This window comes from Rhodococcoides fascians A25f (genome assembly GCF_000760935.2).
GTDB lineage: Bacteria > Actinomycetota > Actinomycetes > Mycobacteriales > Mycobacteriaceae > Rhodococcoides.
Window position 1 is genome coordinate 4457158 of the sequence record NZ_CP049744.1, and the last position, 17144, is coordinate 4474301.

Annotated in this window: 16 protein-coding genes; 8 read left to right on the forward strand and 8 right to left on the reverse strand. The window is 64.4% G+C overall.

All coding sequences use genetic code 11. From position 1 onward, the window contains the following. Positions 1–21: 21 nt before the first annotated feature. Complete coding sequence (locus BH93_RS20880; protein ID WP_032378293.1) at positions 22–1473, reverse strand: NAD-dependent succinate-semialdehyde dehydrogenase; 1452 nt, start codon at positions 1471–1473, stop codon at positions 22–24. A gap of 82 nt (positions 1474–1555) precedes the next feature. On the opposite strand from BH93_RS20880, the gene pgi reads away from it, so the two are divergent. Both pgi and BH93_RS20890 read left to right on the forward strand, forming a co-directional pair. Further along, positions 1556–3205, forward strand: coding sequence for a glucose-6-phosphate isomerase (gene pgi, locus BH93_RS20885; RefSeq protein ID WP_037176783.1), 1650 nt, complete (start codon positions 1556–1558; stop codon positions 3203–3205). Positions 3206–3329: 124 nt separating this feature from the next. Further along, positions 3330–4340 carry a hypothetical protein gene (locus BH93_RS20890; RefSeq protein WP_052065392.1) on the forward strand — a complete coding sequence of 337 codons (1011 nt, stop codon included), beginning with the start codon at positions 3330–3332 and terminating at the stop codon, positions 4338–4340. 10 nt (positions 4341–4350) lie between these two features. On the opposite strand, the gene BH93_RS20895 is transcribed toward BH93_RS20890, so the two are convergent. Both BH93_RS20895 and BH93_RS20900 read right to left on the reverse strand, forming a co-directional pair. Beyond that, a complete protein-coding gene (locus tag BH93_RS20895; protein ID WP_037175460.1) occupies positions 4351–5967 on the reverse strand; it encodes an acyl-CoA dehydrogenase family protein in 1617 nt (538 codons plus the stop codon). Beyond that, positions 5954–6556 carry a TetR/AcrR family transcriptional regulator gene (locus BH93_RS20900; RefSeq protein WP_032377336.1) on the reverse strand — a complete coding sequence of 201 codons (603 nt, stop codon included), beginning with the start codon at positions 6554–6556 and terminating at the stop codon, positions 5954–5956. The genes BH93_RS20895 and BH93_RS20900 overlap by 14 nt, the downstream gene beginning before the upstream one ends. Before the next feature lie 62 nt (positions 6557–6618). Here BH93_RS20900 and BH93_RS20905 point away from each other — a divergent pair, with 62 nt between their 5' ends. Genes BH93_RS20905 through BH93_RS20915 form a run of 3 tightly spaced genes read left to right on the forward strand, consistent with a single transcriptional unit; the run spans position 6619 to position 8892 of the window. Further along, on the forward strand, positions 6619–7383 hold the full coding sequence (locus tag BH93_RS20905) for a crotonase/enoyl-CoA hydratase family protein (RefSeq protein ID WP_037175462.1): 765 nt from the start codon (positions 6619–6621) through the stop codon (positions 7381–7383). Continuing rightward, positions 7380–8630, forward strand: coding sequence for a hypothetical protein (locus BH93_RS20910; protein ID WP_052065395.1), 1251 nt, complete (start codon positions 7380–7382; stop codon positions 8628–8630). The genes BH93_RS20905 and BH93_RS20910 overlap by 4 nt, the downstream gene beginning before the upstream one ends. A 16-nt stretch (positions 8631–8646) precedes the next feature. Then, positions 8647–8892, forward strand: a complete 246-nt coding sequence (locus BH93_RS20915) for a DUF2630 family protein (protein ID WP_032378297.1) — start codon at positions 8647–8649, stop codon at positions 8890–8892. Positions 8893–8929: 37 nt separating this feature from the next. Here the strand turns inward: BH93_RS20915 and BH93_RS20920 are convergent, their stop codons facing one another. Beyond that, complete coding sequence (locus BH93_RS20920; protein ID WP_032377338.1) at positions 8930–9688, reverse strand: SDR family oxidoreductase; 759 nt, start codon at positions 9686–9688, stop codon at positions 8930–8932. Positions 9689–9717: 29 nt separating this feature from the next. Between BH93_RS20920 and BH93_RS20925 the strand changes: the two genes are divergently transcribed. Further along, the gene (locus tag BH93_RS20925; protein ID WP_037175464.1) at positions 9718–11160 is read left to right on the forward strand and encodes a dihydrolipoyl dehydrogenase family protein; all 1443 of its coding nucleotides are present in this window, start codon (positions 9718–9720) and stop codon (positions 11158–11160) included. Here BH93_RS20925 and BH93_RS20930 read toward each other — a convergent pair. Beyond that, positions 11154–12560 (reverse strand): APC family permease, encoded by a 1407-nt coding sequence (locus tag BH93_RS20930; protein WP_037175467.1) that lies wholly within the window; start codon positions 12558–12560, stop codon positions 11154–11156. The genes BH93_RS20925 and BH93_RS20930 overlap by 7 nt on opposite strands. Before the next feature lie 38 nt (positions 12561–12598). Here BH93_RS20930 and BH93_RS20935 point away from each other — a divergent pair, with 38 nt between their 5' ends. Both BH93_RS20935 and BH93_RS20940 read left to right on the forward strand, forming a co-directional pair. Next, on the forward strand, positions 12599–13213 hold the full coding sequence (locus BH93_RS20935; protein WP_052065397.1) for a TMEM175 family protein: 615 nt from the start codon (positions 12599–12601) through the stop codon (positions 13211–13213). 6 nt (positions 13214–13219) lie between these two features. Then, complete coding sequence (locus tag BH93_RS20940) at positions 13220–13999, forward strand: IclR family transcriptional regulator (RefSeq protein WP_037175468.1); 780 nt, start codon at positions 13220–13222, stop codon at positions 13997–13999. On the opposite strand, the gene BH93_RS20945 is transcribed toward BH93_RS20940, so the two are convergent. From BH93_RS20945 to BH93_RS20955, 3 genes are read right to left on the reverse strand one after another with little or no spacing between them, the layout of a single operon-like run. Next, positions 13987–14976, reverse strand: coding sequence for a 2-hydroxyacid dehydrogenase (locus BH93_RS20945; protein ID WP_037175469.1), 990 nt, complete (start codon positions 14974–14976; stop codon positions 13987–13989). The two genes, BH93_RS20940 and BH93_RS20945, sit on opposite strands and share 13 nt — an antisense overlap. After that, on the reverse strand, positions 14973–15896 hold the full coding sequence (locus BH93_RS20950) for a hydroxymethylglutaryl-CoA lyase (protein WP_037175470.1): 924 nt from the start codon (positions 15894–15896) through the stop codon (positions 14973–14975). The genes BH93_RS20945 and BH93_RS20950 overlap by 4 nt, the downstream gene beginning before the upstream one ends. Continuing rightward, entirely contained in the window at positions 15897–17138 is a 1242-nt protein-coding gene (locus BH93_RS20955) for a CaiB/BaiF CoA transferase family protein (protein ID WP_037175471.1), read from the reverse strand. Positions 17139–17144 lie beyond the last annotated feature (6 nt).

The window sequence follows — 17144 nt, forward strand, 5'->3', positions numbered from 1 at the left end:
GATGCACGCCCAACCGACGTTCTACTTCAAAGCGATGTACTTGGTCTCGAGGTATTCCTCGATGCCCTCGGATCCGCCCTCACGGCCGAATCCCGATTCCTTGACTCCACCGAACGGCGCAGCCGCGTCCGAGATCACTCCGCGGTTGACGCCCACCATTCCGCTGTCGATGGCGTCGGCCACCCGTAGCGCGCGGTCCAGGTTCTCCGTGTAGATGTACGACGCCAGGCCGTACTCGGTGGCGTTGGCTGCGTCGATACCTTCCTGCTCGGTGTCGAAGCCGACGATGGGAGCGACAGGCCCGAACACTTCCTCTTTCAGGATCCTGGCCTTCGCTGGAACGTCGGTGAGCACGGTCGCCGGGTAGAAGTACCCATCTCCGCCCGGTGCGGTACCGCCGAGCGCGACTGTTGCTCCCTTCTCCACTGCATCGTCGACGAGCTCTTGAACGGTGTCGAGCTGATCTGCGTTGATCAGCGGGCCGAGCTTGGTGTCGGGGTCGACGCCGGGTCCGAGCTTCATCTCGGACATCTTCGCCACCAACTTGGTGGTGAACTCCTCCCGAACGCTGTTGTGCACGTGCAGCCGGTTCGCCGCGGTGCAGGCCTCTCCGCCGTTGCGCATCTTCGCCAGCATCGCGCCGTCCACCGCGTCGTCTATGTTCGCGTCGTCGAACACCACGAACGGGGCATTGCCACCGAGTTCCATCGACGTCCGCAGCAACCTCGTCGCAGATTTCTCGACGAGCGATTTACCCACTCCCGTCGAGCCGGTGAACGTGAGCTTCCGCAAGCGTGGGTCTTCGATCAGTGGACCGGTGACGTCGCCGGACTTCGACGTCGTCAGTACCGAGAGCACACCTTCGGGCAGGCCGACCTCGTCGAAGATCTGCGCGAGCAGCAGCATCGTCAGCGGAGTCTCGCGGGCGGGCTTGACGACGATGGTGCAGCCGGCGGCCAGAGCAGGCCCGATCTTCCTGGTACCCATAGCGAGAGGGAAGTTCCACGGGGTGATCGCCAACACCGGGCCCACGGGAGCCTTCGTGACGAGAATCCGACCGTTGCCCGCCGGAGCCGGGGTGTAGCGACCACCGATGCGCACGGCTTCCTCGGCGAACCAGCGGAAGAACTCGGCACCGTACTTCACTTCGGCCTTCGACTCTGCAAGGGCCTTACCCATCTCGAGGGTCATCAGCAGCGCGATGTCGTCGGCGCGTTCGGTGACCTTCTCGAAGGCCGCTCGCAGAATCTCGCTGCGCTCGCGCGCAGGCGTTGCCGCCCAGCTCTTCTGCGCTGCAGCGGCGGCGTCGAGCGCCTTCATCGCGTCGGCGGGCGATGCGTCCGCCACCTCGGTCAGGGGCTTGCCGGTCGCCGGATCGTTCACCGCGAACGTCTTGCCTCCCTCTGCGTCGACGGCCTTGCCGCCGATCCACAGTTTTGCCGGAATCGATTCGATCAATGCACGTTGGTCCATACCGTCCATGATGCCTCCGCAGCGGCTGACGCAAACGGAAACGACGCGCGCGCGACTCGGCACGGGATTACTGTTGGTTCGTATGAGCGTCGATATCACCGGCACGGATGCCTGGCAGAAGCTGACCGATCACCACTCCACGATCGCCGATACTCATCTTCGGACCCTGTTCGCCGAGGACTCCGACCGAGCGCAGACATTCACCCTCGATGCCGCCGATCTTCATATCGACTACAGCAAGCACCGGATCACTCGCGAGACCGTCGAGTTGCTCGTCGAACTCGCCCGCACCGCCGATGTCGAAGGCAAGCGCGACGCGATGTTCTCGGGCGCGCACATCAACACCTCCGAGGACCGCGCCGTTCTGCACACCGCGTTGCGCCTACCGGCCGACGCGTCGTTGACCGTCGACGGCCAGGACGTCGTCGCCGATGTACACGAAGTCCTCACTGCTATGGGCGAATTCACCGACCGAGTGCGTTCCGGCGAATGGGTCGGTGCCACCGGCGAAAAAATCTCCACAGTCGTCAACATCGGCATCGGCGGATCCGACCTCGGACCGGTCATGGTCTACAACGCGCTCCGTCACTACGCCGACGCGGGGATTTCCGCAAAGTTCGTCTCCAACGTCGACCCAGCCGATCTCGTCGGTGCACTCGACGGACTCGACCCGGCGTCAACGCTGTTCATCATCGCGTCCAAGACGTTCTCCACCCTCGAAACATTGACCAACGCGACCGCGGCCCGTCGCTGGCTCGTCGACGCACTCGGTGAAGACGCCGTCGCCAAGCACTTCGTCGCCGTGTCCACCAACGCCGAGCGCGTCGCGGACTTCGGCATCGACACCGCCAACATGTTCGGCTTCTGGGACTGGGTCGGCGGACGCTACTCCGTCGATTCGGCAATCGGTCTGTCGGTCATGGCCGTTGTCGGCAAAGACGCGTTCGGCGAATTCCTGGACGGCTTTCATCGCATCGACGAGCACTTCCGCACCACCCCGCTCGCCGAGAATGCGCCGGTTCTGCTCGGCCTCATCGGCCTGTGGTACAGCTCGTTCTTCGGCGCGGAAACCCGTGCAGTGCTGCCGTATTCGAATGACCTCTCCCGCTTCGCGGCGTACCTGCAGCAGTTGACGATGGAATCCAACGGCAAGTCCGTCAAGGCCGACGGCTCCCCCGTCACCACACCCACCGGCGAGATCTTCTGGGGCGAGCCGGGCACCAACGGCCAGCATGCCTTCTACCAATTGCTACACCAGGGAACACGTTTGGTGCCTGCGGACTTCATCGGATTCGCCGAGCCCACCGACGATCTACCCACCCGCGACGGCACCGGCTCGATGCACGACCTGCTGATGAGCAACTTCTTCGCCCAGACCAAGGTTCTCGCCTTCGGCAAAACTGCCGAGGAGATCGCCGCCGAGGACACACCGGCAGATGTGGTGCCGCACAAGGTGATGCCCGGCAATCGTCCGTCCACCTCGATTCTCGCGTCGAAGCTCACGCCCTCGGTGGTCGGCCAATTGATAGCCCTGTACGAACATCAGGTCTTCGTCGAAGGCGTCATCTGGGGCGTCGACTCCTACGACCAGTGGGGCGTCGAACTGGGCAAGACCCAGGCCCTGGAGCTGACTCCGGTGCTCACCGACTCCGAAGCTCCTGCTGCACAGTCGGATTCATCGACCGATTCCCTGGTGCGCTGGTACCGGGCGCAGCGGGGTCGTTCGGCCTGAGGTCGGTCGGTGGATCTACGGCCCTGGTAGGAATCTGCGCACCCTGTAGGCGGTGTAGATTCTGGACGGGCCGTAGATTGCCGCTCGGCGGATCCAAACAGACCAGCCGTGCGTCCAATCGAGCATGGACTTCGACCAACGTGGGCTCTTCACCCGTGCCGATGCGCTCGCGTCGGGCTTCACCGATGACGACCTTCGCCGGGCACGCGCACACAGGTCCATCGTTGCAATCCGTAGAGGCTGGTTCGTTCGAGGGGACGTTTTCGCGACACTGAACTCTGCGCAGCAGCATGCCCTCCTGGCTCAGGCGACCTATACCGATTCCGGCGACGACGTCGTGCTCAGCCATGTGTCCGCAGCGGTGGTTCTCGGACTCGACGTGTGGAACTTGCCGCTCCACACGGTGACGATGACCACGACTCGCGGCCACTCGGGCAAGCGCAGTCGACGCCGGTTCCTCCACGGCACCGAATTACTCGACGACGAGTGGCTCCATATCGACGATATGCGCGTCACACGCCCAGCGCGCACAGTCGTCGACATTGCCAGGACTCATCCACTCGACGTCGCAGTGTGCCTCGGTGATCGGGCATTGCGCCACGGCCTCACCACGATCGAGGAACTCGAGAAGTATTGCGAAGCAGCGCAACACCGAAGTGGTGCCGGACGCGCCAGACGTGCCGTCAGCACGATGAGTGCGCGCAGCGACAGTGTCGGCGAGAGTCGATCGCGACTGATCCTGCAGACGGTGTCGACTCCGCTGACCAATCAGACGATCTTCGACGAAGGCGGTCGACGCATCGCCCGTACCGACTTCCTGTTTCCCAACCTGGCCGAGGTGATCGCCGAGTTCGACGGGGAAGAGAAGTATGGTCCGCAGCCACGGAAAGCCATCATCGCAGAGAAGAATCGCCACAACCGACTCGCTGAGCAGGGCAGAACCGTATTCAGATTCGACTGGCGGGACTTGTCGACTCCGCACGTCATCATCGACCGGCTTCATGCTGCCCATCGGCGCGCAGTGGTCCTCGGCCCGCCGAGCGGACGGTACGCCGAGCTACCCCTCCCCACATCTACGGCGCTCGTAGGAATATGCGCACCCTACAGGCGGTGCGAATTCCCACGAGGGGCGTAGATCCGCGGCATCACACCCGCGCCAACACCGCTGAGGTATCGACACCCGTCGGCAGGGTGCCGAAGGCGATGCCCCAATCGCGGTCGAGTCGAGTGGCGCAGAACGCATCGGCCACAGCGGGATTCCCGTGCATCACCAGCTGCGCACCCTGGAAGGTCAGAGCCATCAGTTCGACGACTCGTCTGGCCCGGTACTCCATGTCGGAGGTGTCGGAGAGCTCTTTGCCGACACGCGCGATGGCGTCGTCCAGTCGAGAATCCACGCCCGACGCCTGGCCGATCTCACCGAAGAAGGCCTCGACGCTGTCCGGCTGCCGCGCCAACGCACGCAGGGAATCGAGTGCGGCGACGTTCCCGGAGCCTTCCCAGATCGACATCAACGGCGATTCGCGGAACAGCCGAGGCATACCCGATTCCTCCACATAGCCGTTGCCACCGAGACATTCGAGGGCCTCGGCGGCATGTGCCGGTGCCCGCTTGCATACCCAGTACTTGGTGATGGCCAACGCGATTCGGCGTAGTGCGCTCTCCTGCTCGTCACCGCGAGCCGATCCGTCGGTGGCCTGCGCCAGACGAATCATGGCGGCAGTCGCGGCCTCGGATTCGATGGTCAAGTCTGCCAGCACGTTTCGCATCAGTGGTTGATCGATCAGCTGCGCGCCGAACGCTGCTCGGTGGCGGGCATGATGAACCGCGCGGACGGTGGCGTTGCGAATTCCCGCCGCAGATCCGATGACGCAGTCCAGCCTGGTCATGTTCACCATCTCGATGATGGTGCGCACTCCGCGACCCTCTTCACCCACGAGCCAACCGGTCGCCCCGTGGTACTCGAGCTCGCCGGATGCATTCGACTTGTTGCCCAGCTTGTCCTTCAAGCGCTGCAGCATCATTCGGTTACGAGTGCCGTCGGGCAAGACGCGCGGCAGCATGAAACACGACAGTCCGCCCGGTGCCTGCGCCAACGTGAGGAACATGTCCGACATCGGCGCAGAGGTGAACCACTTGTGGCCGACAATCGAATACGTACCATCCGACGTCGGAGTAGCGGTGGTGGTGTTGGCGCGGACATCGGATCCGCCCTGCTTCTCGGTCATCGACATGCCGGCGATCAGTCCACGCTTCTCGGACGGAACACGCAGCCCGAAGTCGTATTCCCGTGAGGCCAACAGTGGCTCGTATTGTGCTGCCAGAGAGGGGTTGTGCCGCAGAGCCGGAACGACGGCATAGGTCATCGAGATGGGACACATATGACCCGCCTCGGTCTGACCCCAGACGTAGAACTTCGCAGCGCGGGCAACGTGCGCACCCACACGATCGTCGGTCCAGGGGCTGGCATGCAGTCCGTGCTCGACGGCGACGGTCATCAAATCGTGCCAGTGCGGGTGGAATTCGACCTCGTCGATGCGATGACCGTAGCGATCGTGCGTCTTCAGCACCGGTGGGTTCTCGTTGGCGAGCCGCCCCCATTCCTGCGCGTCAGCTCCGCCGGCGAGGGCTCCCAGCTGCCGAACCTCGTCGAGCGCCCAGCCGCCGCCGGCCCGCGCCAGGCCGTCGAGCAACGACCCGTCCGCGGATGTGTCGTACGGACTCAGGTCGACCGACTGATTGAATACCTCATGCGTGTCCATCTCGAACTCCTAACGCGCGCAATGACAATGCCACCAGACCCGGCACCGGATCCTTGGATTCGTGTGAAGACAACGGACCGACCAGCACTTCGCCGACGGCACCGACCAGACCTGCTGCCGAAATCGCCGCGTCCTGCTCGGGAATCTCTCCGGCTGCGATGCCTGCCGCGATCGCGTCGGCGAATGCCTCGGTGAATTTTCGCCGGAAGACCAACCGCTCGGCGTCGACGGCGGGGTCCACCGGTTCGGCGAGCAGCGCGTACGCCATCGTTCGGTTCTTCAGGGCTCGTCCGGCGAAGGTCTCCACCACTGCCGTCACCCGCTCGGCGGTGCTTCCGTGCCCGGCAACGGCGACCACAGCGGCAACCTCGCGGCCGCAGACCTCGCGGAAGATGGCGACCACCAGGTCCGCCTTGCCCTCGAAGTGGGTGTAGACGCTGCCCGCGGACACTCCCGCGGCCGCGGCGACCGAGGCGATCGACAGTCCTGCGTAACCCTGCGTCGAGAGCACCTCGATGGCGGCAGCGAACAGCTTCTCGCGGCCGGCGTCGAGCCTGGCTTGCACCGCGGGGGTTCGGCGATAGGGCATGCCAAGGATTGAAGCACTGATTCATTGCTTCACGCAAGAGAACTCGAGTAGGGTTCACAGACATGCCGGTACGGATCGAACGATCAGGCCCCGTCACCACGATCGTTCTGTCGCGCCCGGAGGTGCGGAACGCCGTCGACGGCCCCACGGCCCAAGAGCTGACTCAGGCATTCGAAGAGTTCGACGCCGACGAGGCCGCATCGGTGGCGGTGCTGTGGGGCGAGGGTGGCACGTTCTGCTCGGGAGCCGACCTCGAGGCGCTCGGCACATCCCGCTCGAACCACGCGACCGAACACGGTGACGGCCCGATGGGTCCGACGCGAATGCGGTTGTCCAAGCCGGTCATCGCGGCGGTCTCCGGGTACGCCGTCGCGGGCGGACTCGAGCTGGCACTGTGGTGCGACCTACGCATCGCCGAGGACGACGCCACGTTCGGCGTGTTCTGCCGCCGGTGGGGCGTTCCGTTGATCGACGGCGGCACAGTGCGATTGCCGCGCATCATCGGTACCGGTCGAGCGATGGACATGATCCTCACCGGTCGCGCCGTCGATGCCCAGGAAGCTCTGAACATCGGACTGATCACCCGAGTCGTTCCGGTCGGGCGTGCCCGCTCCGAAGCGGAGGCCTTGGCCGCCGAACTCGCTCTGCTACCCCAGACGTGCATGCGTGAGGATCGATTGTCCGTTCTCGAGCAGGACGGCCTCGACGAGGAGTCCGCGCTGAAGAACGAGTTTCGACACGGTGCCATCTCGATCACCGCCGACGCGCTCTCCGGCGCGAGCAAGTTCGTCTCGGGCGCGGGACGCCACGGCACCCCGAGTCCGTGATCTCGACGCGCCTGTCGGTGATCGACGAGATCTTCCTCCGCACCCATCGCGGATATGGCATTCCGATTGCACTGCAGGGCATCTGGCGTACCACCGAGACGGTGACGAGGCAAGAACTCGGCCGGGTACATCAAGAATTGGCCGTCGGGCAACTCGGCCGCAGAGTCGGCAAGCCCCGGATACCCGGTGCCCGACTCCGCTGGGACATCTCACCTGAGTCGCTGCCGCTCGAGTACGGCACCGATGCCGTCGACGACGTCATCGGATGGGCCGATACCCAGGCCGACGTTCCACTCGACCCGCAGTACGGTCCCGGTTGGCGATTGACGGCCGCTCCCCTCACACACGGCGGCACCGTGGTGTCGTTGGTCTGCTCACACGCGTTGGCCGATGCGCGGGGTCTCATAGATGCTGCCGCACAGGCATTCTCCGGTGACACAAGGCCCGTGCCCGTCCCGCATCCGGGCTCGGACGCCCGAGACGCGATCGCGATGATCCTGACCGTCCTCGCTCGATCCATCGCAGCGACGGCGAGGTTGTGGGTCAGCAAGAAGGCCCGAGCCGAACTGCGTGCGTTCACCACCGCCGACACCGGTGGCGTCACACCGCACCGGGCGCGGCAGATGCACGCGGTGATCGTCGATATCGATGCCGCAGAATGGGATTCGACGGCAGAGCGTGTCGGCGGTTCGGCCAATTCCTTGTTCGTCTCCGTTGTGGCCGCCACGATGAGCGAACTCGGCTCACCCGCCGTCACCGTCGACATCCCCTTCCGCACCGGATCCGGTGATGCCAACTCGATCGGGATGGCCACCGTCGCCGTCCGTGGAAACGACTCGCCTGCGGACATCCGAATCGCCTGCAAGGCCGCATTCGGAGCTCCCGTCGGAGCGCCGGCCGGCTATCCACCGGAGATCGTTCAGCTGCTCCCCCACCGCATCGCCGCGAAACTGACATCGACACCGGGACGCGGAGAAGTGTTGTGCTCCAACATCGGCGACATCCCGAGTGCCGTCACCACCCTCGGACCCCACCGATCGGGTGGGCTGGCCACCCGTGCGATCCACCCGAATCCGTCGGGCGCGGTGTCCACCATCAGAATGTCGACCTACATCTCTCGAATGAACGGCAACTACACACTCTCTCTCGTGTGCACCGACGACGCCCTGGTCGGTTCGTCGGCCGAGCTCACCTCAGCGGTACAACGAGCTCTCGCCACGCGAAACCTGGCCGGTAAACCCTGGTAGGTCTACCGTGGTCGCCATGAACGAGCACGATATTCACACCAAGATCCAGCAGCTCATCGCCACCGAGCACAAGCTCCGCAGCGAGACCCAGGCCGGCGACATCGACCCGACTACCGAGAAGGCCGAATTGGCCTCCCTCGAGCACGCCCTCGATCAGTGCTGGGACCTGCTGCGCCAGCGCCGCGCACGCATCGACGCCGGTAAGGATCCCGATACCGCAACCGCCAACAGCGTCAACCAGGTCGAGGGCTACCTGCAATAGATCTGGTCGTTCCTGCAGGCTCCACTCCCGCCAGTAATTACACCATTCGATCCGTCAGCACGTTCGGCAGGAACCGCAGCGCCGCGTCGATGCCTCGCCACTTGAGGCCGGGCAGCGCGGCGCGGCGGGTTTCGCTCTCGATCGCGTCGACCATGGCGGTCACCCCCTGGTCCAGAGTGGCTGTGAGAGCGGCACTGTCGCCCGCCTTGGCAGACATGTCGGTGGCGATGAAGCCCGGCAGCAACGTGGTGACGGCAATGTCGGTTCGCGCCAGTTCGGTCGCCAGCGATTCGCCCAGCGAGGCCACGGCAGCCTTGCTCGCCGAGTAGGCCGCTTTGGCTCCCGGCAGTCCCCGGTCTGCGCTGATGGACGAGACGAACACCAGGTGCCCGCGCTTCTGCTCTCGGAAGATCGAGAGTGCGGCCTCGGCCTGCGACAGGGCCCCGACGAAGTTGGTGCGCGCGGTCTCCAGGTTGGCCTCGGCCCGCCCGGTGCCGATCTTCGCGCCCTTGCCGAGCCCGGCATTGACGATGACGCGATCGAGTCCGCCCAGTTCGTCTCGCAACGTACCGAACACCTCGCCCACTGCGTCGTGATCGGTGACGTCGAGGGCACGGACCGAGACGGTGATGTTCGGGTTCTGGTGCATCAACTCGACGCGAAGTTCGTCGAGTCGCTCCACCCGCCTGGCACACAGCGCCAGATCGCGGCCCATGGCGGCGAACCGTCGGGCCATTTCCTCACCGAGCCCCGAGCTCGCTCCGGTGATCAGAATCTTGTTCCGAGTGGTCGCCATAAACGGCGAGCCTATGTCACTGTGGAGTGATGGCCCCAGAGAGCTCGGAATTCGATGTCATCGTTATCGGCGGTGGCCCGGTCGGCGAGAACGCCGCACAGTACGCAATACAGGGCAGCGATCGCACCGCAGTGATCGTCGAGCACGAACTGCTCGGCGGTGAATGCTCCTATTGGGCCTGCATGCCCAGCAAGGCACTGCTACGTCCGAGCGAGGTTCTCGACACCGCGCGAAACATGCCGGGAGTCAAAGAATTGGTCGGTGATCAGCCCCTCGATGCCGACGCGGTTCTGGCCCGACGCGAGTCCTACACCCACAGCCTGGACGACTCCTCGCAGGTGACGTGGGCCGAGTCGGCGGGCATCTCGGTGATCCGTGGCCATGGGCGACTCACCGGGACCAAGACCGTCGAGGTCGACGGCCGCACACTCACTGCCCGTCACGCCGTTGTCCTCGCCACCGGAACCACCGCATCGGTACCGAACACCCCCGGTCTGCGCGACGCCCAGCCGTGGATCTCCCGCGATGCCACCAACATTCACGAGACGCCCGGGCACATCGCGGTGATCGGCGGTGGCGTCGTCGCGACGGAGGCGGCCACCTGGTTGCTCTCTCTCGGAGCGAAAGTGACGATGATCGTGCGCGGATCGTCGCTACTGGCCGGTTCCGAACCGTTCGCCGGCGAACTGGTCGCCGAGGCTCTGAAGACGCGCGGCGGGGCGATCATGCTCGACGCCTCCCTCGAGTCGGTGTCACGAGAGAACACTGCCGACACCGGCATCGGACGAATCCACGGCGGCCCGGTCACCCTCGTCGTCGACGGTAGCGAGATAGTCGCCGACGAGGTTCTCGTCGCTGCAGGACGTACTCCGGCGAGCTCTGACCTCGGCCTGTCGAGCCTCGGACTCGACGAGGGCCACTACATCGACGTCGACGATCACCTGTCGGTTCCGGGTCACGACTGGCTGTACGCAGTGGGTGACGTCAACGGCCGTGCGCCGCTGACGCACATGGGGAAGTACCAGGGCCGGGTGGCCGGCGACGTCATTGCCGCCAGGGCCGAAGGAAAGCCGTTGGACCAGAAGCGATTCCGCGCGACGGCGGACCACGGACAGATCCCTCAGGTCGTGTTCACGCCGGTCGAGGTGGCGTCGGTCGGACTGACCGAGGCCAAGGCCCGACAAGAAGGCATCGACGTCGAGATCGTGGCGCAGGACATCGCCGTTGCGGGATCGTCTCTGCAGCAGGACGATTACTCGGGCCGGGCGCAGCTGGTGATCGACCGCGGCACCGACACCATAGTAGGCGCGACGTTCGTCGGGCCGGGCGTCGCCGAGCTCGTTCATGCCGCCACTGTCGCGGTGGTCGGTAAGGTCTCGCTCGACGATCTGTGGCACGCGGTGCCGTCGTATCCGACGGTCAGCGAGATCTGGCTCAGGCTCCTCGAGACTCGTCGAACAACCGATCACTGACGCATGTAGGCCGCGGCGATGCCCTCGTAGGTCTTGGGGTCGGCGCGCCTGATGCGCAGTGCCACAAGGACCCCGAGGATCGCGGCGAGGATCAGCACCACTGGGATCGCGTTGACGACCGCAGAATCGGAACCGGTCAGGATGCTGTAATGCGTTCCGGCCAGTACCAATCCGGTCATGAACCCGGCGAAGCCGATGCCGGGGGCAATGCCGGTGCGCCACAGGGAGCGATCCGGATGGCCGATGAAGAACACCACCACCGACAGCGCCGCAGCGGCTTGGAGGGCAATCACTCCGAGGGTGCCGAGGCCGATGGCACCGGCGGCGTAGATCAGGTACGGGTCTGCACCGGTCACCGCGAACGCGATCAGCGACACGGCAGCAACGACCGAGGCGGTGACGCTGCCGATGTGCGGGCTCGAGTGTCGCGGGTGAATTCGGCCCAGTCGCACGGGAAGTACGCGCTCGCGCCCGAGGGCGAACAGATATCGACTGGCCGCGTTGTGCACAGCGAGATACGACGCGAGCACACTGGTGCACAGCAGCACCGCGGTACCGTCGTACAGCACGGTTCCTCCGTACTGCTGCGCCAGCGTGAACAGAAGATTGCCCAGTTCGGTCTGGGCCAGCACCGGTGCGTCGACTCCGCCTGCGGCCCCGACGATGATCCAACTGGTCAGCACGTAGAAGACGGCGATGAGCGTGACCGCGATGAACGTCGCGCGCGGGATGCTGCGCCTGGGATCCTTGGTTTCCTCGCCGTACAGTGCCGCAGACTCGAATCCGATGAAACTCGAGAAGGCGAACATCATCGCTATCCCCAGCGATCCGGAGAACACCTGCGTCGGGGTGAACGACTCCAACGGCACCGCCGCGGTTCCCTTGTCACTCACCACCAGAACGTTGAACACCGTCAGAAAAGCGAACTCGAGCACCATCAGCGTTCCCAACACCTTGGCCGACAGGTCGGCATTTCGGAAGCCGAGGAAAGCGACAATCACGACAGCGGCTGCTGTGAAGACGTACCACGGAATGTCGATACCGGAATCGGCGAATACCAGATGCGTGAAATATCCGAATGCGCCCGAAAGCCCGCACGCCAGCGAGGTATACGCGACAACTGCGACATATGCGGCAGCAACACCGGGCGGCTTCCCCAGCGCCAGACCGATGTAGGTGTAGAACGCACCGGTGCTGTACACCTGCTGACTGATCGCCGCGAATCCCACCGAGAAGCACAGCAGCACAACGGCACTGATCGCATAGGCAGCCGGCAGTCCGGCACCGTTTCCGCGTATCAGAGCCAACGGTACGTTGCCGATCATGGCCGCCATCGGTGCCGCGGCGGCGACAACGAGAAACACAACTCGACCGGTGGTGAGAGTACGTCGATCGGACATCGTCCGGACGCTACTCGCAGAGGGAGCAGAATGCTGACATGCAAACCGATCGAGCTGACATAGAATACCAACGCGGTTTCGACAGACTGGTCAACTTCAGTGATGCCGTGGTCGCCATTGCCGCGACGCTTCTGGTGCTTCCGCTCGTGGAGTTGGCCGAGCCGGGCCAGAGCGAAAGCTTCGTCGACGTCTTTCGCGAACACGGAGTCGAGTTCTACGCGTTCGTGCTGAGCTTTCTGGTGATCTACACCCAATGGCTCAGCCACCATCGAGTCTTCAGGAACCTGATCGGCTACACGCGAGCATTGATGTGGGTGAACTTCGTGTGGCTGCTCTCGATCGTCTTCCTACCGTTCCCCACCAAGCTGATCGCCGAGAAGAACGGCTACGACTCGAGTTCCTCGACGCTCTACGTCGCCAATATCGCGGTGTCCGTCATCGCCATGTTCGTCGCCGACATCATCGTCTCGCGGCACCCGTCCATCGTCGCCGCCGATTCCAGACACCTCGAGCGCGTCCGCAACGGCGCGATCAGTTCGGTGTTGATCCTGATCGCGTTCGGTGTCGCGTTCACCTCGCTCGGACTGTGGTCGCTGATGATCCTGTTCCTGACCAAGCCCATCGATCTCCTGGTGAAGCGGACGACCGAGTAGATTGGACTGGTGAGTTCCGAGAGCACGTCGAAGCAACAGCCGCTTCTGGTGCTGGGCAAGATCACCGAGATACTCGACGCCTTCTCGTTCGACCGACCCTCGTTGACGCTCGGTGAGATTCAACAGACCACCGGACTACCGACCTCGACTGTCCAGCGCCTGGTCACCAATTTGGTGCAGCAGGGATTTCTGGACCGGAGCGGCGATCGCATTCGCATCGGGGTGCGCATGGCCTACTGGGCCGCGACGGCGACCAAGGACCTCGACGTACTGTCGGTCGTCAACCCGATACTCAAGGACATGCGCGATCTGACGACCGAAACGGCGTGCTTCTTTCGGCCCGAACAGAACTATCGCGTGTGCGTCGCGATCGCCGAGACGCGGCATGCGTTGCGACGAGACATGTACGTAGGCAAGGTCATCCCGCTCAGCGCGGGATCGGCCAGCCGCGTCCTGCTGGCGTGGGATTCGGAACTGGCCGAGCGTGTTCTCTCCCGCGAGCTCGAATCGATGACCGAGCAGACGGTGACCGAGGCCGAGACGATGCGAGCGTTGTTGGCGCAGACCAGGTCCGACGGCTACGCGATCACTACCGGTGAGCGCGAGACCGGAGCGTCGGGCCTGTCCGCTCCGGTGTTCGACTCGGCTGCGGACATCGTCGGTGCCGTCACGATCAGTGGCCCGACACTGAGAATGCCGCAATTGCAGTGCGAGGCCTGGGTGGATCTGCTGATCTCCCACGCCGAGCAGATCACGAGAACCCTGGGCGGACGCTACCCCGCGTGACCCCACGCGTCGGGATTCACCGGATGCGGTGGCATCGAACCACCGAACATCGCTGCTGCGTTGGTGGCGCACAGCCGTGCCATCTCCGAACGCACCGACACCGTTGCGCTCCCCACGTGTGGGAGCAACACCGTGTTCGGTAGCGACGCCAGCCCCGGTTCGAGGGCCGGCTCGCGCTCGTAGACGTCCAAACCTGCTGCGGCAACGGTGCCCTCGCGAAGCGCGGTCACCAGGGCTGCCTCGTCGATCACCGGACCCCGCGCAGTGTTGATCACGATCGCCGACGGTTTCATCGCTGCGAGTACCTGCGCGTTCACCAGATGGTGCGTGGAATCCGACAACGGCACATGGAGGGACAGGAAGTCGCTGGTCGTGACGATCTCGTCCCAGGACGCATGCTCGACGCGACCCGCGAACTCCCCGAGCTCGTCATCGGAGACCTCGCGATCACCGGGTGGACGGGGACAGAACTTGACCGTCATACCGAAGCCGAGTGCCCGGCGAGCGGTGGCGCGGGCAATACGACCGAAGCCGGCCAGCCCCAGCACTCGACCCGAGACATCGCTGCCGAGAAGCAGTTCCGGCTCCCATCCGGTGAACGAGCCGGAGCGGACGAACGCGTCGGCCTCGACGGCGCGGCGGGCCGTGGACAGAATGAGCAGCATCGCGATGTCTGCCGTCGAATCCGTCAGCACCCCGGGGGTATTGGCGACCGTGATGCCGCGTTCGGTTGCGGCGACAATGTCGATGTTGTCGAATCCGACGGCGTAATTCGATATCCCGGTGATCGACGCCGAGGCCAGCAGCTCCGCGTCGAACCGATCACGTAGCTGGGAGACGACCACGGAGTAGTTCCCCGATGCGCAGGCCTCGACCAACTGCTCGTGATCGACCTCCCGTAGGTCCACGTCCCCGGCAGCGCGCAGGATATCCATGCCCGGGGCCGGGATCTCGGTGGTGACGAGGATGCGGCTCATACGACCCACTCGAAGGCACGTGCTTCGGACCGCGCACCCTGAACTGTTTTCGATCTCATGGGCTCGCCCAATTCGGTGAGCAACTCCTCCGACAGAGTCGCCATGGTGGCAAGGGTTTTCGGCTCGAACCAGTCCGGCCGCGTCGCAAAGAGAATGTCCTCCGACGAGGTGTTACCACTGGCACCGGGGGCGAAAGGACAACCGCCCAGTCCGCCGAGCGAACCGTCGACCATAGTTGCTCCGGCGGAAATCGCGGCAAGTGTGTTCGCAACGCCGAGGCCCCAGGTGTCGTGACCGTGGAACACCACTCTGCGATCCGGAGTTTCGGCGCGCACCCGCGAGATCAGCGACTGCACCTGCACCGGCACCGCCTGCCCCAGGGTGTCACAGATCACGATATCTGTTGCCCCCGTTGCTCGTTCGTCGTTGGCGATCTCGATGACCCGATCCGGCGGCACCTGTCCCTCGAACGGGCAGGTGAAGGACGTCGCGATGCACAGCTCGATCTCACCGTCCACCGATCGTGTGATGTCGACGGCGTCGGGCATCGCCGCCAGGGACACCTCGGTGGTACGCCCGATGTTGGCCTGATTGTGTGAGTCCGACGCGGAGAAGCAGTACTGAAAGTTTCGAGCCCCGGCGGCGGCGGCTTTCTCGACGTGACGTGGAGTGGCGACCCACACCCAGCATCGCGCGAGTTCCTCGGCGGTCAATTCACCGATGACCTCGAGGGTGTTGGCCATCGGCGGCACCTTGTCGCCCCGCGCCATCGATCCGATCTCGAGCGACGGTACACCGAGTTCGATGAGCGCTCTGATGATCTCGAGCTTGCGCTCGGTGGAGAGCATCTTGCCGGTGAGCTGAAGCCCGTCGCGCATGGTGACGTCGCGCAGCTGCGCGGCGGGGGTGAATTGGTACATCTACAGGCCCATCTCTTCGTCGGTGCGGCCGAGCAGGGTCGACAGTACTTCTCGGGTGTGTTCGCCCAGATCCGGTCCGACCGAACGAATCGGCAGAGAGGCGTCACCGATCACCGGGACGACGCCGACGAATCCGACGTCGGTCGGCTCGTCCTCGCCGGTGTCGACCTGGAAGTGTTGGATCATGTTGCGGGCGGCATACTGCTCGTCGGCGACGATATCGGCCGCGGTGTAGATCGGTCCCGACGGCACTCCGGCGGCGTCGAGGATCTTCAAAGCCTCTTCGCGCGAGTGCAATCCGGTCCAGGCCGAGATGGCGGCGTCCAACTCGTCGCGTCGACGCCATCGGCCGGCGTTGGACGCCAGGTCCGGATCGGCTCCCAGATCGGGACGGTCGATGGTCTCCATGTAGCGCTGGAAGATGGCATCGCCGTTGCCGGCGATGATGATCGAGTGACCGTCGTTGCACGGGTAGGCGTTCGACGGTGCGATGCCTTCCATCCGGCCGCCCGTCCGTTCGCGCTCGACACCGTAGGCGAGGTAGTCCGGAATCAGCGATTCCATCATCGACAGAATCGACTCGTTCAGTGCGACATCGATGGAACGTTGCGCCAGCGTGAGCGGAGTCTGCTGATCCGGTGCCTGCGCCGCCCGCAGAGTCTGTCGCTGAAACAGGGCCATGACACATCCGAAGGCCGCGTACAGCCCGGCGATGGAGTCCCCGATCGAGACCCCCACTCGGACGGGTGGTCGATCCGGATCACCGACGAGGTTGCGGAAACCGCCGTATGCCTCTGCGACAGCAGCGAATCCGGGTCGTTGCGACATCGGGCCGGTCTGTCCGAAGGCCGAGATTCGCGTGATGATCAGTTCGGGGTTGGCTGCGCTGAGCACCTCCGGTGAGATGCCCCATTTCTCCAGAGTGCCGGGACGGAAGTTCTCGAGCACGATGTCGCACTCGGCGGCGAGATCGACGACATCCTTACGCCCCTGCTCGGTGCGCAGGTCGAGCACGATCGACTTCTTGTTCCGGTTGATCGTGCGGTAGAGCATCGACGTGGTGCCCGAGTACAACCGCCAGTTGCGCAGTTCGTCTCCGGTTCCCGGCCGTTCGACCTTGATCACCTCGGCACCGAAATCGGCGAGCATGCGTGCCGCGGTGGGTGCGGCTATGTAGTTGCCGAGTTCGAGCACTCGAACTCCGCTGAGCGGCAGTGCCATCGTGTTCCTTTCGATACTCATAGGAGA